Below are 22,947 nucleotides of genomic sequence, written 5' to 3' on the forward strand. Positions count from 1 at the left end.
TGGCCAGACCAGATGCTAGAGCGAGCCGATGGATGCGAAAAGCTTGCTGACCTAACGCGCGACAACGTGGTGGCCCATAGCCTGCGCGAAGCCGCCCGGCAATGGCAAGCCATGGCCGTGCAGCAGGACTTGCTGGAGCGCGAACCGACCTGTCGCAGATCCGTAACCGCTCTGATTAGAGCAACTTCAAAGGATTGCTGCGCCGAGTTTGCTGAGATAACTTGCCTGTCATCACCGGCCAAGGCCGTGCCGTAGGCGTCGGTGGCTGAGAGACCAATCGTGCTCCCGCCTGCATTTATGCATGGGAGCGACAAATGGATCGCGCCATGGCGCTTCGCCATCTGGCGGAAGCCGAAGAGCACATTTCACTGGCCGACCGACACCTTTCCGAGCAGGAGGTTCGAATTGCGGACCTTGAGCTTTCGGGGCACGACACGAGCTTGGCTCGCGCTATCGGCGAAACATTTCGGCTGACACTGGCGCGGCACCTCGCGCACCGCGATCACATTTTGAGAGAGCTGATACCGTAGCTCTCGGCCCGTGCTTTCGAACATCCCTTCGATCAAAACGCCAACTATGGCGCAGTATGATCTCGCCATCGGCACTAAACAGGGTAGCGCCATTTCAACGCGACGCAGGAATCAGCTTCTGGCCGATCGGCGACTTGTACGACCTCTGATGTTTGTGCCGCCGTCAGTTCAGCTGTCCTGACGTGCCGCTGGCGTTATAGGCCGCCTCGCCCTTCCCAGTAGGTTGGCGTTCCATAATACCGGTGAGTTCGCGTTTCCCAGTCTCGATCTTCCCAGGAGTCATCGCTGAACTCAGGCGCATCCCTCAGCTGTTGCTCGGTGATATTGGTTCGAAAGCCGGCAAGCGACGTGTCATATGTCAGAGCGCCCCAGGGAATGGGGTAGTGGCTGTGACCCAAGCCCACAAATCCACCAAAGCTCATGACCGCATAAGCCACGCGGCCTGACACCTTGTCGATGATGAGGTGATCAATCTCGCCGATATTCGTCCCATCTGCTCCATAGACCTCGGTACCCTCAATGTCCTCGCTTGAGATGCAGTGATGATCCGGATGGGCTGTTGCACGGGCCATGACTTTGCTCCCTGACAAGGTGGTTTTGCCGGCTTAACTCGGCCATCGCGGAGCCGTTCCTGTCAAACTAAGGAGAACATGTCGCAGCTGCCTGCTCTTTGTGTCGCTGTCCCGGATGAGTGGGCATCTGGAGCATCCAAGCCCAGCGCGTGATTTCTGAGTGCACGCCCTGGCGCCGCAGATGTGCTAGCATCGCCTCCGCCGGGATACTCAACGCGGAGCCTGTCATGCGCATCGCAGCCTTGCTGGTCGCTCTCATTGTTGCCTGTCATCACGTTTCGGCGTTTGCCGGCGATGTCGCGGCGGCCCAGAGCGTCATCCGCGCCCAGGAGCAGGCCTTCGTTCGCGACGATGCGACGGCCGCTTATTCCTATGCTGCACCGGCGATCAAGGAGATCTTTCCCGCACCCGACATCTTCATGTCCATGGTGCAGAACGGCTACGCGCCGGTCTATCGACACAAGAGTTTCGAATTTGGCGAGAGCAAGAGCGATGGCGGCTGGATCGCCCAGCGCGTCCATATCATCGATGCCAATGGCGAGGCCTGGGAGGCGCTCTACACACTCGAGCAGCAGGGCGACGGCAGCTACAAGATCACCGGCTGCTCGCTGCTGAAGGCGGGACAGGCCGTTTAGGTGGCAAAGCCTGGGCCGGTCTTGACCGAGCCCGTCCGCGCGCGGATCAAGAGCAGCACGACGATGCCGATGTTCAGCGCATTCCAGGCGACGCCGTTGGCGAACGCTGCGGCATACGAGCCGGTGGCATCGAAGATGACGCCGGACACCCAGCCGCCGAAGGACATACCGAACACGGACGCAAAGATCACGATGCCGACGCGGGTCGCGGCCTCGCTCGCCGGCATCGCCTCGCGCACGATGATGGCATAGCTCGGCACGATGCCGCCCTGGAACAGGCCGAACATCGCGGAGATCAGATAGAGCGAGGTCAGGCTGTCGAAGAACAGATAGAACACCAGCGCAAAGCCCTGCGCCAGCGTTCCCACCAGGAGCGTGTAGATGCCGCCGATCTTGTCGGCGAGGTAGCCCGAGCCGATCCGGCTGACGATGCCGCAGCCCATCATCAAGGACAGCATCTCGGCGCCGCGCGCGACGCCATAACCGAGATCGCCGCAATAGGCGACGATGTGCACCTGCGGCATCGCCATCGCCACGCAGCAGGAGATGCTGGCAATCGAGAGCAGCACGGTCAGCGTGTTCGTCGACAGCCTGAGATCGACCCGGGGCGGCGGTGCGTTGGCATGATCGTGAACCGTGTCGCGGCCCATCTGTGCGCGCAGGATCAGCACTAGCACCGTCATCAGGCCGGCGCAGACGATGCCGATGCCGATATGGGTATAGCGCCAGCCGATCTCCTGCGTGCCCCAGCTCACGATCGGCGGCCACATCGCGCCGGCGACATAATTGCCGCTGGCGACAATGGTCACCGCCAGTCCGCGATAGCGTTCGAACCAATGCGAGGCTTCGGCCATCAGCGGCGCAAAGGTCGCGGAGGTGCCGAGCCCGATGAAGAAATATGCCGCCACGAACTGCCAGAGCTGGCCCGACAGCCCGGCGAGCACATTGGCAACGCCGAGGAAGGCGATGCTGATCGCCATCGCCGGCACGATGCCGAACCGGTCGGTGATCTTGCCGGCGATCACACCGCCAAGCCCGAAGCCGAACATCATGAGGGTGAAGGCCAGCGACACCGCGCCGCGCGTGGCAGCGAATTCGGCCTGCACCACGGGAATCACGACCACGACGGCCCACATGCCGACGGCGCCAATCGAGCCGATCACGAGGGCAAGGACGAGCCGCACCCAGGCCTGACGGGAGTCAGGGGTGAAGGCGTCAGGTGTTTGTCCTGGATGATTTGGCGCGTGCACGGGCAGGACCATGTTCGCGGATCGCCGTATGGTCAAGCAGCTTGCCGCGATATTGGGCATGCGCGGTGCGCTGCGGTAATAAGGTCTTGGCGAATGCGTCTTTTGCCATTAGTTTGCAACAAGCGTGTGCAACATTGCCGCGCGAGGAGCCTATCGGCGGGATGTTAATGCGATTGACGCGATCGATGCGGATCAGGGTGGGGCGGATCATCGCCCTCGCCTATCTGTTCTGCGTGCTCGCGCCGGCCGCAAGCCTCGCCTGGGGCAGTGCTGCGCCCTGCCTCGGCGACGATGCCCAGGCTGACCTCGTTCCGGCGCATCACCATATGGCTGCGAGCCATGGTATGGCTGCGAACCATGGCGACGTTCCGCACGAGCATGCGGGCACCTCTTCCCAGACCGCCGCAAAGGACGCGCCAGCTCCGAATCATCATGACGGCAAGGGAACAGTGGGCCCCTGCTGTGCGATGATGTGCGTCAGCGCGCTGCCGGCCGATCTGCCCAGCGTCGCCATGCCGGTCCGGCCGATATCGACCTGTGCGCTCGAGATCGTGCCCAGCCTGCACAGCGCCGCGCCGCCCCAGCACTACCGTCCCCCCATCGCCTGATCTGACACGACGGCGTCGGTTTCGATGCGCGCTTCTGCGCGCGCGAACCTGTGGTCTCCAGATCAGGAATTAAGACATGGTTGCGCTTTCCGGGGCGAAATCTGCCGCATCTGCGGTGGGTGATCGACACTCACGTTTCATTTGGCTGCTGCTGGCCTTGGGTGCCCTGTCCGGCTGCATGCCGGCAACAACGCACATGGCCAGCGCGGATCCCGCCGATCCCGCGGCGAAGGTGGCCCCCGTCGGCTATCGCTCGACCATCGCGCCCTATACCAGCCTGCGGCCTGCGACACCGGCACCATGGCGTGGCCGCAACGAGGCGGTGAAGCCGCAGCCGAAGCAAGAGCGGTAGGAGCGCGCCATGACACCCCACCTTGCGCGAGGCCTGCTCGTCATCGCCGCGCTCAGCATGTCCGGCTGCGCCGCGTTCTCGCCCGACGGCGGCATGACCGACGTCTCGGATCTGACGAGCCGGACCATCAACAAGGACGTCGCCTTCGTGCGCTCGGCCGAGGGCGCCGCCGCGGTCGACGCCCGTGTCCGCCAGCTGCTCTCGCGCACGCTCAGCGTCGACGCCGCCGTGCAGATCGCGCTGCTCAACAACAAGGGACTGCAGGCCGCCTACAACGAGCTGGCGCTGGCGGAGACCGAGCTGGTCGAGCAGAGCCTGCCGGCCAATCCGGTGTTCGCGGTCTCGCGCATCACCGGCAATAGCGCCAGCGAGATCGAGCGCCAGGTGGTCGGCGACATCCTCGCGCTCGCCACCCTGCCGTTCCGGTCCGAGATCGCTCGCGAACGCTTCCGCGGAGCGCAGCTGCGCGCCGCGCTGGCGACGCTGCGGCTCGCCTCGGACGTGCGCCGCGCCTATGTCCGCACTGTCGCCGCCAATGAGATGGTGGGGCTGCTGACCGACGCGAAGGCCACGGCGGAATCGACCGCACAGCTCGCGCTCAAGCTCGGCGAGACCGGCTCGCTCAACAAGCTCGACCAAGCCCGCGAGCAGGTGTTCTATGCCGAGACCACCGCCGACCTCGCCAGCGCGCGACAGGCAGCGGGAAGCGCGCGCGAAAGGCTGGCGCGCCTCATGGGGCTGTGGGACGACGGTCTCGACTTCCGCCTGCCCAATCAACTGCCGCCGCTGCCGCGCCGGCCGCTGGCCCTCCCCACGATCGAGGCCGATGCGGTCGCGCATCGCCTCGACCTGCAGGTCGCGCGGCTTGAGCTGGCCGCGCTGGCGAAGGCGCTGAACCTCACCGAGGCGACGCGCTTTGTGACGCTGCTCGATATCGCCGGCATCTCCCGCCGCACCCAGGATCCGGAAGGGCCGCCGTTCCGCGAGCGCGGCTTCGACCTGCAGTTCCAGATTCCGATCTTCGACGGCGGCGAGGTGCGCGTGCGCCAGGCCGGCGAGACCTACAACCTCGCGTTCAATCGCCTGACCGAGCGGGCCGTTAATGTGCGCTCCGAGGCGCGCGACGCCTATCGCGTCTACCGCTCCACTTACGACATCGCCGGCCACTACCAGCGCGAGATCATCCCGTTGCGAAAGATCATCACCGAGGAGATGCAGCTGCGCTTCTCCAGCATGCAGGTCGACATCTTCGCGCTGCTCACCGAAGCGCGGCAGCGCCTCGCGGCGCTGCGCGGCGCGATCGACGCCAGGCAGAGATTCTTCCTCGCCCAGGCCGATCTGCAGACCGCGGTCAACGGCGGCGGTCTGCCCGCCGGCGGCGCCGACAATCCAACCACCGTTGCCGCGGCAGCTCCTGCCGAAGGCGGCGGCCACTAAAGACGGAGGCCAAGATGTTTTCTCGCCGAGGATTTTTAGGGACCGCCGCGCTTGTCGGCGCATCGGCCATTCAAGGCCGCGTCCAGGCCGCGTCTATCCCGGAAGCCCCCACCATGGACAAGGTGGTGATGCAGCCGCCGCTGCATCCGACCAGCGGCCCGGATTATCGCCCCGTGGTCACGCTGAACGGCTGGTCGCTGCCGTTCCGCATGAACGGCGACTGGAAGGAATTCCATCTCGTCGCCGAGCCGGTGGTTCGCGAGTTCGCCGAGGGCATGAAGGTGAATTTGTGGGGCTACAACGGGCAATCGCCGGGCCCGACCATCGAGGCCGTCGAGGGCGACAAGGTCCGCATCTTCGTCACCAACAGACTGCCCGAATACACCACGGTCCACTGGCACGGCATGATCATCCCGAGCGGCATGGACGGCGTCGGCGGGCTGAACCAGCCGCACATCCAGCCGGGCAAGACCTTCGTCTACGAATTCGAGATGAAGAAGAGCGGGACCTTCATGTACCACCCGCATTCCGACGAAATGGTGCAGATGGCGATGGGCATGATGGGCATGTTCATCGTGCATCCGCGCGACCCGAACTTCCGCGCCGTCGACCGCGACTTCGTGTTTGTGATGAGCACCTATCGCGTCGACCCCGGCACCTATCTGCCGCACGTCAACGAGATGACGGACTTCAACATGTGGACCTGGAACGCGCGGGTCTTTCCCGGCATCGATCCCTTGCCGGTCAGGCTCGGCGACAAGGTACGCGTGCGTATCGGCAATCTCAGCATGACCAACCATCCGATCCATTTGCATGGCCACAGCTTCGCGGTGACCTGCACCGATGGCGGCTGGATTCAGGAAAGCGCGCAGATCCCGGAGACGACCACCGACGTTCCGGTCGGCGCCATCAGGGTGTTCGACGTGCTCGCCGACAATCCCGGCGACTGGGCGTTCCATTGCCACAAGTCGCACCACACCATGAATTCGATGGGACACGACGTGCGCAACCTGATCGGCGTGTCGCGCAAGGATCTCGCCAAGGCCGTCGGCAAGCTGGCGCCGGACGGCATGGCCATGGGCTCGACCGGCATGGCGATGGGCAACATGGAGATGCCCGCGCCCGACAACACGCTGCCGATGATGACGGGCACCGGCCAGTTCGGGCCGATCGAAATGGGCGGCATGTTCACCGTGATGAAGATCCGCGAAGACCTCGCACGCGACGATTACCGCGATCCCGGTCCGTACAAATTCCCGCCAGGCACCGTCGCCTACGAAGTCGCCGCACCCGCCCCCGAGCCGGCGCGGCAGAAATCCGGCAGTCCGCCGATGAAGCACAAGATGTGAGCGTTTCGATGAACCACCAACCGGAGACTACGATGAAGATCACGCTCAAGCTCGCCCTCGCGCTGGCTGCACTTTCGGCCGCGCCGGCCTTCGCTCACGACAAGCACGGGCACGGAAACTATTCGGCCGGCGAGCCCGGCGATCCCAGGAAGCCCGCGCGCACTATCGAAATCCTGATGAACGAGATGGACTACACGCCCGCGAAAATCGAGGTCAAGCGCGGCGAGCAGATCCGCTTCGTGCTGCGCAATGTCGGCAAGGAGGACCACGAATTCCTGCTGGCCACATCTAAGGAGAATCTCGCGCATGCGGAGCAGATGAAGAAGCATCCGCACATGGAGCACGACGAGCCCAATGCGGCGCGGCTTGCACCGAAGAAGACGACCGAGATCCTCTGGAAGTTCAGCAAGCGCGGCACCTTCGAATATTCGTGCCTCATTCCCGACCACCGCGAGTACGGCATGGTCGGCCAGGTCAACGTGAAGTAACGCGAGAGGAGATCCACATGAATCGCATCATCAATATCACTGCCGCGCTGGCGCTGAGCGTCGGCCTCGCGACCGCAACCCTCGCCGCAGAGGGCGCCGCGATCAGCGGCGAGGTCAAGAAGATCGACGAAGGCGCCGGCAAGATCACGCTCAAGCACGGCCCGGCCAAGAGCCTCGGCATGGAGGACCCCATGACCATGGTCTATCGGGTCAAGGATCCCGCCATGCTCAAGCAGGTGAAGGTCGGCGACAAGATCACCTTCGAGGCCGAGGAAGGGTCGTCGGGCTACACGGTGACCAAGATGCAGAAGGCGAAGTAGGGCAGCCTCGCCTGCCCGTCATTCCGGGGCGCGCCTCTTGGCGCGAGCCCGGAATCCGTTTCACCACCATACCTGCGGCCCGATGGATTCCGGGCTCGATGCGCCGCATCGCCCCGGAATGACAACCCGCCCCCGAAACATCCCGGTCTGAACTCCTCCCACCCCCTCCGTTAACCCTTTGCTAACCATACACCCGGCAAGAATTGCCGGGTGAAGTCGAGTGTCGTCGGCCGCGTTTAGAACGGGAGCTCCCGTGGACGCCAGTGCGGTGCCTCACTTTCGGAACGGCGGCCCGTCGGCCGCCGCGCAGACGTTTGGGGCGCGCGGACGGCAGTCGCGCGGGGAGGCAGCTACCATGGTCGACGTCACGGCAGGACAGGGCGTAGGCAGCGCAAGGCCCTCGATCCCTTCCCTCAATGACATCGTCACCGTCCTCAAGCGCGGCGACATCGCGCTGGCGCTCGGCGTTCTCACCATCCTGGTGGTGCTGATCCTGCCGCTGCCCGCGATCGTGCTGGACGTGTTCCTGGCGATCTCGATCACGCTCTCGATCCTGATCCTGATGACGTCGCTGTTCATCCAGACGCCGCTGGAGTTCTCGGCCTTCCCGACCGTCCTCCTGATCTCGACTATGCTGCGGCTCTCGCTCAACATGGCCTCAACCCGGCTGATCCTGTCGCACGGGCACGAGGGCACGGCCGCCGCCGGTCACGTCATCGAGGCCTTCGGCAACTTCGTGATGGGCGGCAATTTCGTCATCGGCATCATCGTCTTCGCCATCCTGATCATCGTCAATTTCGTCGTCATCACCAAGGGCTCGGGCCGCATCGCCGAAGTCGCCGCCCGCTTCCACCTCGACGCCATGCCCGGCAAGCAGATGGCGATTGACGCCGACCTCGGCGCCGGCCTGATCGACGAGAAGGTCGCCAAGGAGCGGCGCAAGGAGCTGGAGGACGAGAGCGGCTTCTTCGGCGCCATGGACGGCGCCTCCAAATTCGTCCGGGGCGACGCCATCGCCGGCCTCCTGGTCGTCTTCATCAACGTCGTCGGCGGCATGATCATCGGCGTCGCGCAGCAGGGCATGTCCTTCGCCGACGCCGGCCGTACCTACACGCTGCTGACCGTCGGTGACGGCCTCGTCACCCAGGTGCCGGCGCTGATCGTCTCGACCGCGGCCGGCCTGCTCGTCTCCAAGGCCGGCGTCTCCGGCGCGGCCGACAAGGCGCTGATGAAGCAGTTCTCCGGCTATCCGCAGGCGCTGGCGATGTCCTCGGCGGTGATGCTGGTGCTGGCGGCGCTGCCGGGCATTCCGACCCTTCCGTTCCTCGCGCTCGGCGCCGGCGCCGGCGCGCTGGCCTGGAACGCCCGCAACCGCAATCGGGTGGCGGCCAAGGCCGAAGCCGCCGTTCACGCCGCGCCCGCGCCGGGAACGCCGGGTGCGCCAGGCGCTGCCGCGACCGAAGAGCCGATCTCGGCCGCGCTCAAGATCGACGACCTCAAGATCGAGCTCGGCTACGCCCTGCTGCCGCTGGTCAACGGCCCCGACGGCACCGACCGCCTCACCGAGCAGATCAAGGCGCTGCGCCGCTCGCTCGCGATCGAGATGGGCTTCGTGATGCCGGCGGTGCGCATCCTCGACAACGTCCAGCTCGAGGCCAACACCTACATCATCAAGATCAAGGAGGTCGACGCCGGCACCGGCAAGATCTGGCCGAACCAGTTCATGGTCATGGATCCCGGCGGCAGCCAGGTGCAGGTGCCCGGCATCCACACCACCGAGCCGACCTTCGGCCTGCCCGCAACCTGGGTCGATGCCAGCCTCAAGGAAGAGGCCTCGCTCAAGGGCTACACGGTCGTCGACGCCGCGACCGTGCTCTCGACCCATCTCACCGAGCTGCTCAAGGCCAACATGTCGGACCTGTTGTCCTACGGCGAGGTGCAGAAGCTGCTCAAGGAGCTGCCGAAGGAGCAGAGCGAGCTGGTCAAGGACATCGTCCCGGGCCAGGTCACGGTCTCCGGCATCCAGCGCGTGCTGCAGCTGCTGCTCGCCGAGCGCATCTCGATCCGCGACCTCTCCACCATCCTCGAAGGCATCGCGGATTCGCTCGCCTTCTCGCGCAACCCTGCGACCATGGTCGAGCACGTCCGCGCGCGGCTGGCGCGGCAGATCTGCGCGCAGAACACCTCTTACGCCGGCTATCTGCCGCTGATCGCACTGTCGGCGAAATGGGAGCAGGCTTTTGCCGAATCCATCATCGGCCAGGGCGAGGAGCGGAGCCTTGCCATGCAGCCCTCGAAACTCTCGGAATTCATGACTGCCGTGCGCGAGGCCTTCGAGCGCGCCGCCCGCGAAGGCGAGGCGCCGGTGCTGGTCACCTCCGCTTCCATTCGGCCCTTCGTGCGCTCCCTGGTGGAACGGTTCCGGGCCCAGACCACCGTGCTGTCTCAGGCCGAAATCCACCCCAGGGCGAGGCTGAAAACCGTCGGAAGCATCTGATTTGCCTTAAGAAGCCGTGTGTTTTTCAGCCACAGGCAAATGGTTTTTGAGTTCCTGGCGCCTTGTCGACCAAGGCCTCAAAAACCCGGCACTAGGCTCATTACAGCTTTGAAATAATTATATAAAAGAACGATCAAGGGTCGCCTTTGATCGCGATCTATCACGTCATATCACGCCCTTGTGATGGCCCCTTGGGAACGAATCCCCCCGATACTAGGTTGATGGGCACCGGAAGCATGAACCTGCCTCAAATGGCCGGCGACTACTTCGGGTAGATGGCGGCAGGAGGCTTCCATGAACCACTCGATCTACAGCGCAGATCGCGCGACCCATTTGAAAATCGTGGTCGTCGCCCTCGTCGCAGGGATCGCGGTGGCTGGCCTCGGCATTACGGCACGCTCGGGTTCGGATGAAGGCCTGACCCAGACCGCCCGCGTCATCAAGGCCGGGAAGCCGGTCGTTGTCACCAGTTCGAACGCGTCCCTCGTTCGCTAAGGAGATCTGACGAGTTTTGTGAATTCACGCGGCTCTTTACCAGCCCCCCAAAGTCGCCACGTGGATATGTAGACGACCCCAACCCCAAGTCGACTACAGAAAGCGCCCGCCCCCCACGGGCGCTTTCCCATTTCTGGTACCTCGTCATTGCGAGCGCACGCGTCCAATTCGTCATTGCGAGCGCAGCGAAGCAATCCAGACTGCCTCCGCGGAAAGACTCTGGATTGCTTCGCTGCGCTCGCAATGACGGAGCAAGCGGCACGCCGTCGCCAACTATCGCGCCCCGTAAGTCGGCGGCGGCGCCTGCACGGTCGGGGCGGCGGCAGCGAACAGCTCGTCCTTGCGTCCCGAGAGCGGCGGATAGATGCGCTTGCGGTTGATGGTCTGTTTGGTCGCCTTCGCGGCCGCGCCGGTGGCACGGACCTCGCGATTCCATCCTTCGGTATAGAGCGCGCCCCAGCCGCCGAGGTCGAGCACGGTCACGTACCAGTCGATCCGCAGCGGCAGCATGGGCAGGCCGACGAGATCGGCGACCACGTTGTGGCCGGCGAAGCGGCCCATGGGACGGGCGAACTGACAGGACATCAATGTCGGATGCAGCCCGTCGATCACGCTCGACGCAACATCGCCGGCCGCGAACACGCCGCCGACATCGGCCACACGCATGAAGGGATCGACGAGCAGGCGCCCGAGCGAATCGCGCCCGCCCGGAAAGCTCGCCGCCAAAGGGCTTGCCCGCATGCCCGCGCACCAGATCACCGTCCGTGCCGGAATGAATTCGCCCGAGCTCAGGCGCATGCCCGCGGCCTCGATCGCGGCGACACGCACGCCGAGCCGCGTCTCGATGTCGAGCGAAGCCAGGGCCGTCTCGATCACCGGGCGCGCGTTCGCGCCGATGCTGGCGCCGACGCTCGGATTGGGATCGACCAGGATGATGCGGCGGCTGCCGGTGATCCCTGCGCGCGCCAACCGGTCCGGCATCTCAGCTGCGACTTCGATGCCGGTGAAGCCGGCGCCGACCACGACCACCGTTGAATGGCCCGGAGACGGCGCGCTGCGTCCGAGCGAAACCAGATGATCTTCAAGGCGGAGCGCCGCGGCATAGGTGTCGACGTCGAAGGCGTGTGCGGCCAGGCCGGGAATGTCGGGACGCATCACCGCGCTCCCGAGCGCCAGCACCAGGCGGTCGTAGTGCAGCGTCTCCGCGCCGGCGCTGGTGACGAGCGAGATTTCGCGCCGGGCCGGATCGACGGCCTCGACCTCGCCAAGGCCGTGGCTGACGCCGATCGGATCGAGCAGTTGCGGAAGCGGAAGCGCGACCTCGGCGAGATCGGCCTCGTAATTGCGCACGCGGATATTGTGATAGGGATTGCGGTCGACGAGACGGATCTCGATGTCGCGATCGCTCGCACCGATCTCCTCGCGCTTGCGCGCGGCGCCGATGGCCGCCCACAACCCCGCAAACCCGGCGCCGAGCACGACGATACGCGCCATCTCCGCCTACTGCACTTTCCCGAGGAAACCTGCGGCCTGCCCGCGGAGACAGACTAGCGCAACAACAGGCGCCGACCAAATGCGGCGGCGTCCGCGCCGCTGCACAAAATCGCGATTTATGCCTCGCGCAGCTCCGACGGCGTCGCGCCAAAGCGCTTGCGGAAGGCGCGGTTGAAGTACGACAGATCGGAGAAGCCGGAGGAATGCGCGATGTCACTGATCTTGCGCATCCTGGCGCGGGGATCGCCGAGCAGCTTGCGCGCATGGAGCAGGCGTTGCTCCAGCACGAATTCAGTAAAGGTCGTGCCGGCCTGCTCGAACAGGCGCTGGGCCTGGCGCGGGCTGAGGCCTGAGCGCGTCGCAACTTCGGCGAGGCAGAGATCGTTACGGCCGAGTGCGGCCATCACGTCGGCGCGCATGAGATCGAGGCGCGCCGCCGCCTGCCCGCGGCCGCGGGCGCGGCTTGCGTGCTCGGCATCGGTGCCGAGCAGGAGACCGACGAGATCGACCATGTGCTGCGCGGTCAGGCGCTGGCCGACCGCATCGAGATGCGGCGCGTGATTGGCGGCGAGCGCGTGGTAGCGGAAGATGGTCTCGGCGACTGCGCCGTCGACGAGCACCTGCGAGAGCTTGTCCTCGGCGCGCGGATTGATGTCGAGCAGCGCACGGCGCGGCATGCGAATGCTGGTGAAGCGGTCTGCCTCGGTGTGGCCGACGGTCCCGGTCACGCTCATGTCGACGAGCACCATCTGGGCGGGCGTGAGCTCGACGGTGTGGCCGTTCTGCCCGACGCGGACGAGCCCTGCGTGGGCCGCGATCAGGACGAGATCGTCGCTGCCGTCGGCAAGGTGGCTCTGCGTGCGGGAATATTGCGCCGAGGCGCCTTCCGGAATGGCGAGCGTGATGTTGTCGACGACGCTGATCTGCAGCCGGCAATCGATGCTGTCGCCATGGCTCGGCCCGATATCGAGGCCGCAGCGACCGACGGCCCGCTCGCGCCAATGCTCGAAGGCCGGACCGTGCGGCAGGCCTGCATATTGGTGAAGGAAGATGCCCGGCGTTCTCGCTGCATCCATCTGATTTTCTCGCCCTTTCCGGCATCAATCGCGTTCAAATTCCGGGAATTTGACGCCGTGGACCGAGGCGAGGTTCAAATCGAGGGCGGATTCGGGGGCACTTGTCGGGCTGCGACAGCGGGATGGACCGTGGCGACAGTCGCCGTGGCACCTATTTCTGCGCGGGCGCCTGCGGTTGGGACGGCGGCACGGTCTCGATCAGCTTGCCGGAAAACACCGGGGCGGAGGTCGGCTGGCCGTTCGGCGAGCCGCCCGCCTGCTCGACGGTGACGGCGAAGGTCGCGCTATTGACGACCTCGGCATCGTAGGAGGCGAGCAGCGGACGCGCGGTGAAATCGCCGGCACCGATCACGCCGAGCGAGCGCGGGCGCGGCAGCTTGTCCGAGATCAGCCAGAGCTCGAAGCTCTTGCCGGGCTCCGGTGTGGCGCCGACCTTTCGCACCGTGAAATTCCGCGTCGCGCCGTCGATGGTGAGGATGAAGGCGGGACCGCCGCCCTGGCCCTGCAGCAGCGCAACATATTGCGCGGAGGCGGCGAGCGGGGCAGCCGGCGTCTTCACCTCCACCGTCTGGATGCGCGGCGGGGGACGCAAGGCGCCCGGCAGCGCGTCGGGCAGGAAGATCTGCAATGACAGCGTCACGAGCAGCGCGGCCGCGAGCGCACTAAGGGCGGATGCGACGTTGCGCCAGCGCTTCATCCGACTCTCAAGGCGAACCACGTTGCTGTCGTCGACCACCGGCGCGTGCGGCGTACGGACGACGTTGGCATCCGGCGCATGGACTTGCGGGATGAATTGCGGCGCGATGTCCGGAACAGCATCAAACTCGGGACGCGGCGCCTCAGGCGCGGCGGCTTCGGGCTGCTGCACCTCAGCCGACTGCGAGCTCTCGGGCGGAGATTCCGCAGCTGCCAGCGAGGACGTCTCGGGCACAGGCGGCTGTGGTGGCGGCGAAGCTTCGGCAGGCGCAGGCGACTCCTGCGCGGCGGCCGCGCGCGCGATCTCCGCCCTGATGTTCTCCCACACGATCGGACGCGGCTCGACCGAGCCGACCATCTGGTTGAGCACGCCGAGTCGGTAGGCCCAGGCCTGCACGATCTCGGCGAACGCCGGGTCCACCGCCATCATGGTCTCGACCTGCGCGCGCTCGTCGGCGCCGAGCGTACCGAGCGCATATTCCGCGGCGAGCGCGATATGGTCCTCCGTATAGGCCATCAATTGCAGTCCAGAACCACCCTCATCATCCAAGCGATCACAGTCCGAGGCACTCCCGGATATCCAACATGCTGCGCCGGAGCCACGTCTTCACCGTGTTGACCGGCGCGGCGAATTTCTCCGCCAATTGCTCGCGGCTCCAGCCGTTGTAATAGGCGAGCAGCACGAGCCTCTGACGGTCCGGCTCGAGCCGGCCGATGCATTCCAGGAGCCGCTTCAGCTCCTCGGTCATCTCGCGGCGGGCCAGTGGATCGGGACTTTCGGCCGCCACCTCCATCGCCTGAGGCTCTTCCTCGATGGAGGCTTCCGACTTCTTGCGGACGATGTCGATGGCGCGGTTGCGGGCGATCGAGGCCATCCACGTGATCGGCGAGGACAGGGCCGGATTGAACTGGCCGGCGCTGTTCCAGATCTTGACGTAAGTCTCCTGAATGACCTCCTCCGCGAGATCCTGCCTGCGCAAGATACGGAGCACGACGCCATAGAGTTTCGCGCGCGTGGCGGCGTAGAGGCGCTCGAACGCGGCCTGATCGCCCTTCGCCACCGCCTCAATCAACCCGACCAGCTCCGCTGGCGTCAGCATTCAGCCCCCCAACACGCGGGCCGTCGCGTTCCGCGTAGACCCCGGCACCGCACCACCATAGCGCGCGGCCAAGCGGACCACCAAGGGGCGCGGCGCCACACTGTGGACAGCACATGCGAAAACCCGGACCTTGCGGGTCCGGGTTTTGGCAATTCCTGGAGGGGCGGGCTAGCGGCTCAGGCGACGGCGCCGATGCGGGCACGCATCAGGCCGATGCTGTCGAGGTCGGCCTGCTCGCGGGCGTTCTCCTCGGCGCGCTCGCGGGCCTGGTCGCGCTCGTCGAGCAGCTCGACCTTTTTCAGCTCCTCGAAGGCCTCGGCCAGTGCGGCCTTGGCTTCCTCGAGCTGGCCCTTGAGCTCGTCGGCCGAGCGGGTCAGGTTCTCGCGGCGCTGGATCGCGGCTTTGGCGTAGGTCGGGTAGGCGAAGTGCGAGGGATCGTTGATCCCGGCGCGCTCCTGCTCGGTCTGGATCTCGCGTTCGAGATCGACCGACATGCGCTGGAAGTCGGCGATCATGGTCTCGATCTGGGTGACCCGGCGGCGCTTCTCGTCGACCTGAAACTTCTTCAGGCGGATGAGGGTATCTCGTGACTTCATCGACTCGTACTCCCCAGAAGTCCCCCCGCTGCACGTGGGACGATACCGGTCACCCCACGGGCCCGAAGGGGGCCCAGACCGGCTCTGCTACTCTGTGGGATCGGATGATGACCGGACAAAGTTAGCGTTCCGTTTCCAAATTGCCGAGGATTTGCGCCAATTGGCGATAGCCCTCCGCGAGCGATGCCTTTTCGTCCTTGCGCTGGCGCAGGAAGGCTTCCAGCGGCTCGTTGAGGCGGATGGCCTCGTCGACCTCGGGACTGGATCCGGCGCGGTAGGCGCCGAGACGGATCAATTCCTCCATGTCGGCATAGGTCGCCATCACCTGGCGGGCACGCTGGATGACCGGCCAGAACTGCGGATCGGCCGATTTCGGCATCGTGCGCGAGACGGATTTGAGGATGTTAATCGCGGGATAGCGACCGCGTTCGGCGATCGAGCGCTGCATCACGATGTGGCCGTCGAGGATGCCGCGCACGGCATCGGCGATCGGCTCGTTATGGTCGTCGCCGTCGACCAGCACCGTGAAGATCGCGGTGATGGCGCCCTCGCCCAATCCCGGCCCGGCACGCTCCAGCAGCTTCGGCAACTCGGTGAAGACGGTCGGCGTGTAACCCTTGGCTGTCGGCGGCTCGCCGGCAGACAGGCCGATCTCGCGCTGGGCCATCGCAAAGCGCGTCACCGAGTCCATCAGGCAGAGCACGTCCTTGTCCTCGTCGCGAAAATATTCGGCGACCGCGAGCGTGAGGTAGGCCGCCTGGCGGCGCATCAGGGCCGGCTCGTCGGAGGTCGCGACCACCACGACTGAGCGCGCAAGGCCCTCCTCGCCGAGATCGTCCTGCAGGAATTCCTGCACCTCGCGGCCGCGTTCGCCGATCAGCCCGATGACACTGACATCGGCATCGACGTTGCGCGCCAGCATCGACAGCAGCACCGACTTGCCGACGCCGGAGCCTGCGAAGATGCCCATGCGCTGACCGCGGCAGCAGGTGAGGAAGGTGTTCATGGCGCGCACGCCGAGGTCGAGCGGGCTGCCGACGCGCTTGCGCGAATGGGCGGGCGGCGGCGTATTGCGGAACGGCATCGGCGAAGAGCCCTGCGGCAGCGGCCCCTTGCCGTCGATCGGCTCGCCCAGCGCATTGACGACGCGTCCCAGCCAGGCCGCGGATGGCCTCACCTGGTTGGCGGCATTGGCGATGACCGCCTTGCAGCCGCGGCGCACGCCCTCGAGGCCGGCGAACGGCATCACCACGGCATTGTTGCCGGAGAAGCCGATCACCTCGCACGGAATGGTGCGGTTGGCGCCGGTCTCGATCACCAGCCGCGCGCCGACCGACATCGCGTGGATAGGGCCGGCCACCTCGACCATCAGACCGCGAACGCCGACCACGCGGCCATAGATGTTGATGCCGTCGATGTCGCCGATCTGTTCGGCCAGCGCCTTCATCGGGGGGCCTTCATCAGCAGCGCACCTTCATATGAGGGTCCTCATGAGATGGTCGCCTTCGGTGATCCCGGGACATCACGGTGAAAACCTTAAGTTTCGCCATATTTCTGAACGGCGCTTAACTTCGTGTTTACCCGCATCATTAATCATTGCGTCACTGTCTTTGAGACTGAGCGTGCCTCCCCTTCAGAAGAAGGCTGAGTCGCGGGAGTCGGTTAGGCCCGTCTCTTAAAGTGGAGCTTGAACGGAATCGGGTAACGAAAGCTGCTTCGTACGCAAGACCTTAGGGCGATTCGACAAAAATTGCACCGGGGGGACTTGCGTTCCAGAATCAGACTTTGTTAACCATCTGTTGTCAGGATCCGAATCAGTTGTTCAAAGGCGTTTTGTTGAGTGCCGCGAATGCGGCCGACCTGACGCCCAGGAGCGGCGACTATGGGGAACTGGCATGCGCGTTTTGCTGATTGAAGATGACAGCGCCGTCGCGCAGTCGATCGAGCTGATGCTGAAGTCGGAGAGCTTCAACGTCTACACGACCGATTTGGGGGAAGAAGGCGTCGATCTCGGTAAACTATACGATTACGACATTATTCTCCTCGACCTCAACCTGCCCGACATGTCCGGCTACGATGTGCTCAAGCAGCTCCGGGTCTCCAAGATCAAGACACCGATTCTGATCCTCTCCGGCCTCGCCGGCATCGAGGACAAGGTCAAGGGTCTCGGCGTCGGCGCCGACGACTACATGACCAAGCCCTTCCACAAGGACGAGCTGGTGGCCCGCATCCACGCCATCGTGCGCCGCTCCAAGGGCCATGCCCAGTCGGTCATCCAGACCGGCGACCTCGTCGTCAACCTCGACACCAAGACGGTGGAAGTCGGCGGTCAGCGCGTGCATCTGACCGGCAAGGAATATCAGATGCTGGAGCTGCTCTCGCTCCGCAAAGGCACGACCCTCACCAAGGAAATGTTCCTCAACCACCTCTATGGCGGCATGGACGAGCCCGAACTGAAGATCATCGACGTCTTCATTTGCAAGCTCCGCAAGAAGCTCGCCAACGCCTCCGAGGGCCGCAACTTCATCGAGACCGTCTGGGGCCGCGGCTACGTGCTGCGCGAGCCGCACGAGGCCGACGAGCGCATCCCCGCCTGATCCCTGGGTTACGTCGCGAGCCCAGTCAGGCTCGCTCCTCCCAGCCTGGACCCCGCCGCAAATGGCGGGGTTTTCGTTTTTGGGGGGACGCTTCATTAGAAGCTTAACGTTTGAACCCCTAGCCTTCCCCTGCCGACGAATGGTCGCTGCACGATGGGGGAACGATGATCCTGCAATCACTCGCCGGCCTGCCCGCCTTCCTGGTCTATTTCTGCACCGGGCTGATCGTGATCGTGGCCTATCTGTTCGTCTACACCCGCATCACGGCGCATAACGAATTCCAGCTCATTCGCGACAACCAGCCGGCCGCGGCGATCGCGCTTGGGCTCAGCCTGCTCGGCTTCGTGGCGCCGCTGGTCAGCGCCATCGCGCATTCGGCCAACGTGCTGGACTGCCTGATCTGGGCGACGATCGCGCTGATCGTGCAGGTCATCGTGTTCTATCTCGTCAAGGTTCCGGTGCCGGACTTGTCGAGGCGCATCGATGACGGCGAGTTGCCCCGGCGATCTGGCTCGGCCTGTCCTCGCTCGCCGCGGGCCTGCTGAACGCCGCCAGCATGATCTACTGACATGGCCGACAAACCCGCCAAGAAGGAGTTCGGCAAGCGCCGGCCAGTCGCCGAGCCGCCGCGACCGCCGGTGAAGCGCTCCGGCCACGTCGCGCTGCTGGTGATGGGCACGATCGCCGTCGGCACCACGGCCTATACCTTGATGCCGCGGCAGAACTGCGAGCCCACGCCCGGCGCCGTGCCGGGGCAGACGACCACGACCTGCACGAGCAGCAGCAGTTCGTCGGGCGGCAGCAGTTCGCGCTGGTCGTCGCGATCGAGCTTGTTCAGCGGCGATTCCTCGTCGGGAACGTCGTCCAATGTCAGCCATAGCAGCGTGAGCCGCGGCGGCTTCGGCTCGTTCGGCCACGGCTTCTCGGGCGGCGGCTGATCCATGCAGCGCATCACCTGCCTCGAGCGCGACGACTGGCGGGAGACCGCCGCACGATGCGGCTTCGTCTTCCACACCATCGACGGCGAGCGCTATTGGGACGAGCGCGCCTATTATGGCTTTACGCTGGAGGAGATCGAGCGAGGCATCGAGGCGCCGACCGGCGAGATCGACGCGATGTGCCTGGAACTCGCCGGCCGCGTTATCGGCGACGAGCGTTCCTTGCGACGGCTGAAGATTCCGGAAGCGTTCTGGGGCCTGATCGTCGAGAGCTGGAAGCGCGACGACCGCAGCCTCTACGGCCGGCTCGATCTGAGGTTCGACGGCAAGTCGCCGGCAAAGCTGCTCGAATACAACGCGGACACGCCGACCTCGATCTTCGAGGCCGCGGTGTTCCAATGGACCTGGCTCGAACAGGCGATCGAACGCCGCGTCATCCCCTCGCGTGCCGACCAATTCAACTCCATCCACGAGCGGCTGATCGCGGCATGGAAGGAGATCGCTGGGAGCCGTCACGTCCATCTCACAGGGATCACCGGCAACGAAGAGGACGCCGGCACGCTCGCTTATCTCGAAGACACCGCGCGCCAGGCCGGACTCTCGACGACGCTGCTCGACATCGAGCAGGTCGGCTGGCGCGATGAGGCCGGCGGCTTCGTCGATCTCGGCGAGAACGACATCGCGCTCGCCTTCAAGCTCTATCCCTGGGAATGGATGTTCCAGGACGCCTTCGGCGCAAAGCTGAAGGATGCGCCAACGCGCTGGATCGAGCCGCCGTGGAAGGCGGTGCTCTCCAACAAGGGCATCTTGCCGCTGCTCTGGGAGATGTTTCCGAACCATCCCAATCTGCTGCCGGCCTTCTTCGAGGACGATCCGCGCGCCGCCGAGCTCGGCACGTCCTATGTGCGCAAGCCGCTGCTGTCGCGCGAAGGCGCCAATGTCACGCTGGTCTCCGGCGGCATGCCGCTCGACGAGCAGACGGGGCCGTACGGCGCCGAAGGTTTCGTACGTCAGGCGCTGGCACCGCTGCCGAACTTTTCGGGCTGCTATCCGGTGATCGGAAGCTGGCTGGTGAACCACGAGCCCTGCGGGATATCGATCCGCGAGGACGAGAGCCCGATCACGGGCAACCGCTCGCGGTTCTTGCCGCATGCGATTTTGTGATTTTGTCATTCCGGGGCGCGACAAAGTCGCGAGCCCGGAATCCATAACCACAGTCGGATGAAATGGCCCTGGTCTAACCGCCTGCCTATTTCGATGGCCTGTGGTTATGGATTCCGGGCTCCGCGCTTATGCGCGGCCCCGGAATGACAAAGAGAACTTCATCTCGCCGCGGCGACCTTCAGCGGCTGCGGCATCAATCCGCCCATCGGACGGCCGGAGCGCGCGGGGTTGAGCTGATAGAGGCCGCGGCGATCGGCGATCGGGCGGAATGCATCGGTGATGCCGACGACGGATTCGGCAGCGCCCAGCAGCAGCGTGCCGTCGGCTTCCATTGCCTTCGCCATGCGCTCGAAAATCACCGCCTTGGTGTCCTGGTCGAAATAGATCAGCACGTTGCGGCAGAAGATCACGTCGAACGTGCCGAGATGGGAGAAGTCCTGCAGCAGATTGAGCTGGCGGAACTGCACCATGGCGCGAATGTCGGCGTTGAGCTGCCAGAGCTCGCCGGTTTGCGTGAAGTATTTCACCAGATGCTGGATCGGCAGGCCGCGCTGCACCTCGAACTGGCTGTAGAGGCCCGCCTTGGATTTCTCCAGCACCTCCTGCGACAGATCGGTGGCGACGATCTCGATGCGCCACCCCGCGAGCGCCGCGCCCATCTCCTTCACGCACATCGCGATCGAATAGGGCTCCTGCCCGGTCGAGGCGGCCGCCGACCAGATGCGAAGCGACTTGCGCGCCGCGCGCGCCTGGATCAGGCCCGGCAGGATGGTGTCGCGCAGGTGATCGAACGGAATCTTGTCGCGGTAGAAGAACGTCTCGTTGGTGGTCATCGCTTCGACCACGTCGGTCGCAAGCCGGCCGTCGCCGTTCCTGATCTTCAGGACGAGGTCGGGGATGCCGGGAACGCTTGCCTTGCGGGCGAGCGGCAGCAGCCGGCTCTCGACCAGATATTGCTTGTCGGCGGAGAGATCGAGACCGGAGCGCTCTTTCAGGAACTTGCGCAGATAGTCGTAATCTGCGGGCGTCACGAGCGGTCTCCAGCGAACAGGCGGTTGACCTTGGCGCCGATCTGGTTGAGCGGCAGGATCGCCGCGCAGATGCCGGCATTGGCCGCCGCGCCGGGCATGCCCCAGACCACGCTGGAGGCTTCGTCCTGCGCAATCACGCTGCCGCCGGCCGCGACGATGTCCTTGCCGCCGCGCATGCCGTCCGAGCCCATGCCGGTCAGGATCACCGAGAGGATGTTGCCGTGCCAGACGTCGATGGCGGAGGTGAAGAGCGGATCGACCGCAGGCTTGCAGAAATTGACGGCGGGGCCGTCGTCGAGCGCGATCACAGGATCGGCGCCGCTGCGCGTGACGCGCATGTGCTTGCCGCCCGGTGCGAGGTAGATCCGTCCCGGCTTGACCGGCTCGCCGTCGACCGCCTCGGCCGCCGGCCGGCGGCTCGAGCGCGCCAGATGCTCGGCCAGGATGGTGGTGAAGGTCGGCGGCATGTGCTGGGTGATCAGCACCGGGAAGCGATCGATCACGGCGCCGAGCTCGGTGACGAGCGACATCAGCGCCTGAGGACCGCCGGTCGAGGAGCCGATCAACAGCACCTTGGGCGCCTGGGTCGAGAACGGACGCGTTGACACCGAGCCTGACGAGGGGGCCGGAGCGGGCGCAGGCGCGGCAGGCCGCGCGACAGGACTGCGCGCGACGGGAGCCGGGCTCGCCGGCGCCAGCGGCGGACTCGCAACCGCAGACTTGCGACGCAGCCGCGCGCCGAGATGGCGGATCTTCTGGATCAGGTCGTGATGGAAAATGTCCGCGGCCGACGCCTCACGCGTCGATTCCGGCTTGGGAATGTAGTCGGCTGCGCCGAGCGACAACGCCTTGAAGCTGATCTCCGCGTTGCGGCGGGTCAGGGTGGAAGCCATGATGATGACGAGATCGCGCTTCTTGGCGAGCAGTTGCGGCAGCGCCGAGAGGCCATCGAGCTCGGGCATTTCGATGTCGAGCACGGCAACATCGGGATTGATGCGGTCGAGCTGGTTGACCGCCTCGAGCCCGGTGCGCAGCGAGGCCGCGACCTCCATGTCGTGCTCGGCACCAATCCAGCGCGAGATCAGACCGCGGATGACGACCGAGTCGTCGACGATCATCACCCGCAGCGGCCCGGTTTCGCGCGACGTGCTCGTGGTCGAATTACCTGCGAACGCAACACTCATTACACACCAACTCAGACTGAAACGGTTCAGTTGAAAACAAGCGCCGAAGGATCCGTTCAGCCTCCGGGAGATCGCTCAGATCAGGCCGACTTCCTGAAATTTCGCCGTCACGATGTCCTTGTCGAACGGCTTCATGATGTATTCGTTGGCGCCGGCGTGCAGAGCGCGCGCGATATGCGCGACGTCGTTCTCGGTGGTGCAGAACACCACCTTGGGCTGGTCGCCGCCGGGCATGCGCCTGAGATGGCCGAGGAACTCGTAGCCATCCATGACCGGCATGTTCCAGTCGAGCAGCACCGCGTCCGGCAGGCCGCGCTTGCAGGCCTCCAGCGCCTTCTCACCGTCCTCGGCTTCGAGGATTTGGAAGTCGAGCCCCTCCAGGATCCGGCGCGCAACCTTTCGGATGACGCTGGAATCATCAACGACGAGACAAGTTCGCATGTGAACCTCTGCTTCCTTCCCCCCTTTGCGGGGGCACTTCCAATCGCAAGTCCCTCGGCGGCAATGCCGCCGTATCAGGCCGCCATCATCTCGGGCG

At 65.1% G+C, this 22,947-nt stretch carries 25 protein-coding genes and 1 pseudogene; 14 read left to right on the top strand and 12 right to left on the bottom strand.

Annotated elements, in window-relative coordinates; all coding sequences use genetic code 11:
• Window positions 1–314: 314 nt before the first annotated feature.
• Window positions 315–530, top strand: a complete 216-nt coding sequence (locus tag XF30_RS34610) for a hypothetical protein (RefSeq protein ID WP_036011828.1) — start codon at window positions 315–317, stop codon at window positions 528–530.
• Between the two features lie 194 nt (window positions 531–724).
• Here the strand turns inward: XF30_RS34610 and XF30_RS34615 are convergent, their stop codons facing one another.
• The gene (locus XF30_RS34615; RefSeq protein WP_051057095.1) at window positions 725–1,102 is read right to left on the bottom strand and encodes a PRC-barrel domain-containing protein; all 378 of its coding nucleotides are present in this window, start codon (window positions 1,100–1,102) and stop codon (window positions 725–727) included.
• A 227-nt stretch (window positions 1,103–1,329) separates the two neighbouring features.
• Here XF30_RS34615 and XF30_RS34620 point away from each other — a divergent pair, with 227 nt between their 5' ends.
• Complete coding sequence (locus XF30_RS34620) at window positions 1,330–1,737, top strand: DUF4864 domain-containing protein (RefSeq protein WP_109145195.1); 408 nt, start codon at window positions 1,330–1,332, stop codon at window positions 1,735–1,737.
• On the opposite strand, the gene XF30_RS34625 is transcribed toward XF30_RS34620, so the two are convergent.
• Together XF30_RS34625 and XF30_RS38755 are read right to left on the bottom strand one after the other, a co-directional pair.
• Window positions 1,734–2,999: an MFS transporter gene (locus XF30_RS34625; RefSeq protein WP_109145196.1), complete on the bottom strand. Its 1,266-nt coding sequence runs from the start codon at window positions 2,997–2,999 to the stop codon at window positions 1,734–1,736. The genes XF30_RS34620 and XF30_RS34625 overlap by 4 nt on opposite strands.
• Complete coding sequence (locus XF30_RS38755) at window positions 2,953–3,198, bottom strand: hypothetical protein (RefSeq protein ID WP_192893486.1); 246 nt, start codon at window positions 3,196–3,198, stop codon at window positions 2,953–2,955. The genes XF30_RS34625 and XF30_RS38755 overlap by 47 nt, the downstream gene beginning before the upstream one ends.
• Here XF30_RS38755 and XF30_RS34630 point away from each other — a divergent pair.
• The 8 genes from XF30_RS34630 to XF30_RS34665 all read left to right on the top strand — a co-directional run bounded on the left by XF30_RS34630 (window position 3,185) and on the right by XF30_RS34665 (window position 10,533).
• Window positions 3,185–3,595, top strand: coding sequence for a hypothetical protein (locus XF30_RS34630; protein ID WP_502696148.1), 411 nt, complete (start codon window positions 3,185–3,187; stop codon window positions 3,593–3,595). The genes XF30_RS38755 and XF30_RS34630 overlap by 14 nt on opposite strands.
• A gap of 76 nt (window positions 3,596–3,671) precedes the next feature.
• Complete coding sequence (locus XF30_RS34635) at window positions 3,672–3,947, top strand: hypothetical protein (protein ID WP_109145198.1); 276 nt, start codon at window positions 3,672–3,674, stop codon at window positions 3,945–3,947.
• 9 nt (window positions 3,948–3,956) lie between these two features.
• Entirely contained in the window at window positions 3,957–5,384 is a 1,428-nt protein-coding gene (locus XF30_RS34640) for a TolC family protein (RefSeq protein WP_109145199.1), read from the top strand.
• 14 nt (window positions 5,385–5,398) lie between these two features.
• On the top strand, window positions 5,399–6,733 hold the full coding sequence (locus XF30_RS34645; protein WP_109145200.1) for a multicopper oxidase family protein: 1,335 nt from the start codon (window positions 5,399–5,401) through the stop codon (window positions 6,731–6,733).
• Between the two features lie 32 nt (window positions 6,734–6,765).
• A complete protein-coding gene (locus XF30_RS34650; RefSeq protein ID WP_192893338.1) occupies window positions 6,766–7,221 on the top strand; it encodes a cupredoxin domain-containing protein in 456 nt (151 codons plus the stop codon).
• Between the two features lie 17 nt (window positions 7,222–7,238).
• Window positions 7,239–7,541 (top strand): copper-binding protein, encoded by a 303-nt coding sequence (locus XF30_RS34655; protein ID WP_109145202.1) that lies wholly within the window; start codon window positions 7,239–7,241, stop codon window positions 7,539–7,541.
• Between the two features lie 355 nt (window positions 7,542–7,896).
• Window positions 7,897–10,038 (top strand): flagellar biosynthesis protein FlhA, encoded by a 2,142-nt coding sequence (gene flhA, locus XF30_RS34660; RefSeq protein ID WP_192893339.1) that lies wholly within the window; start codon window positions 7,897–7,899, stop codon window positions 10,036–10,038.
• A 294-nt stretch (window positions 10,039–10,332) separates the two neighbouring features.
• A complete protein-coding gene (locus XF30_RS34665; RefSeq protein WP_036011854.1) occupies window positions 10,333–10,533 on the top strand; it encodes a hypothetical protein in 201 nt (66 codons plus the stop codon).
• Between the two features lie 273 nt (window positions 10,534–10,806).
• On the opposite strand, the gene XF30_RS34675 is transcribed toward XF30_RS34665, so the two are convergent.
• The 6 genes from XF30_RS34675 to fliI all read right to left on the bottom strand — a co-directional run bounded on the left by XF30_RS34675 (window position 10,807) and on the right by fliI (window position 16,942).
• Window positions 10,807–12,027, bottom strand: a complete 1,221-nt coding sequence (locus XF30_RS34675) for an NAD(P)/FAD-dependent oxidoreductase (protein ID WP_109145205.1) — start codon at window positions 12,025–12,027, stop codon at window positions 10,807–10,809.
• A 116-nt stretch (window positions 12,028–12,143) separates the two neighbouring features.
• Entirely contained in the window at window positions 12,144–13,103 is a 960-nt protein-coding gene (locus XF30_RS34680; protein WP_036036012.1) for a helix-turn-helix transcriptional regulator, read from the bottom strand.
• A 151-nt stretch (window positions 13,104–13,254) separates the two neighbouring features.
• The gene (locus tag XF30_RS34685) at window positions 13,255–14,316 is read right to left on the bottom strand and encodes an anti-sigma factor (protein WP_109145206.1); all 1,062 of its coding nucleotides are present in this window, start codon (window positions 14,314–14,316) and stop codon (window positions 13,255–13,257) included.
• Window positions 14,317–14,353: 37 nt separating this feature from the next.
• Entirely contained in the window at window positions 14,354–14,899 is a 546-nt protein-coding gene (locus tag XF30_RS34690) for a sigma-70 family RNA polymerase sigma factor (protein ID WP_036036017.1), read from the bottom strand.
• Between the two features lie 176 nt (window positions 14,900–15,075).
• Complete coding sequence (gene fliJ / locus XF30_RS34695; protein WP_025032035.1) at window positions 15,076–15,495, bottom strand: flagellar export protein FliJ; 420 nt, start codon at window positions 15,493–15,495, stop codon at window positions 15,076–15,078.
• A 121-nt stretch (window positions 15,496–15,616) separates the two neighbouring features.
• The gene (gene fliI / locus XF30_RS34700; RefSeq protein ID WP_036011877.1) at window positions 15,617–16,942 is read right to left on the bottom strand and encodes a flagellar protein export ATPase FliI; all 1,326 of its coding nucleotides are present in this window, start codon (window positions 16,940–16,942) and stop codon (window positions 15,617–15,619) included.
• Between the two features lie 448 nt (window positions 16,943–17,390).
• Here fliI and ctrA point away from each other — a divergent pair, with 448 nt between their 5' ends.
• The 4 genes and pseudogenes from ctrA to XF30_RS34720 all read left to right on the top strand — a co-directional run bounded on the left by ctrA (window position 17,391) and on the right by XF30_RS34720 (window position 20,194).
• A complete protein-coding gene (gene ctrA / locus XF30_RS34705) occupies window positions 17,391–18,092 on the top strand; it encodes a response regulator transcription factor CtrA (protein WP_016848562.1) in 702 nt (233 codons plus the stop codon).
• 164 nt (window positions 18,093–18,256) lie between these two features.
• Window positions 18,257–18,660: pseudogene (locus XF30_RS34710) on the top strand (DUF350 domain-containing protein).
• A 1-nt stretch (window position 18,661) separates the two neighbouring features.
• Complete coding sequence (locus tag XF30_RS34715; protein ID WP_109145207.1) at window positions 18,662–19,030, top strand: hypothetical protein; 369 nt, start codon at window positions 18,662–18,664, stop codon at window positions 19,028–19,030.
• Window positions 19,031–19,033: 3 nt separating this feature from the next.
• Window positions 19,034–20,194, top strand: a complete 1,161-nt coding sequence (locus XF30_RS34720) for a glutathionylspermidine synthase family protein (protein ID WP_036011885.1) — start codon at window positions 19,034–19,036, stop codon at window positions 20,192–20,194.
• 158 nt (window positions 20,195–20,352) lie between these two features.
• Here the strand turns inward: XF30_RS34720 and XF30_RS34725 are convergent, their stop codons facing one another.
• The 3 genes from XF30_RS34725 to XF30_RS34735 all read right to left on the bottom strand — a co-directional run bounded on the left by XF30_RS34725 (window position 20,353) and on the right by XF30_RS34735 (window position 22,850).
• Window positions 20,353–21,225 carry a CheR family methyltransferase gene (locus XF30_RS34725; RefSeq protein WP_036011888.1) on the bottom strand — a complete coding sequence of 291 codons (873 nt, stop codon included), beginning with the start codon at window positions 21,223–21,225 and terminating at the stop codon, window positions 20,353–20,355.
• Complete coding sequence (locus tag XF30_RS34730) at window positions 21,222–22,409, bottom strand: protein-glutamate methylesterase/protein-glutamine glutaminase (protein ID WP_036011891.1); 1,188 nt, start codon at window positions 22,407–22,409, stop codon at window positions 21,222–21,224. The genes XF30_RS34725 and XF30_RS34730 overlap by 4 nt, the downstream gene beginning before the upstream one ends.
• A 75-nt stretch (window positions 22,410–22,484) precedes the next feature.
• Window positions 22,485–22,850: a response regulator gene (locus tag XF30_RS34735; RefSeq protein ID WP_007600538.1), complete on the bottom strand. Its 366-nt coding sequence runs from the start codon at window positions 22,848–22,850 to the stop codon at window positions 22,485–22,487.
• Between the last annotated feature and the right edge of the window lie 97 nt (window positions 22,851–22,947).

The organism is Bradyrhizobium sp. SUTN9-2 (genome assembly GCF_003122645.1).
In the GTDB taxonomy this organism is placed as follows: domain Bacteria; phylum Pseudomonadota; class Alphaproteobacteria; order Rhizobiales; family Xanthobacteraceae; genus Bradyrhizobium; species Bradyrhizobium yuanmingense.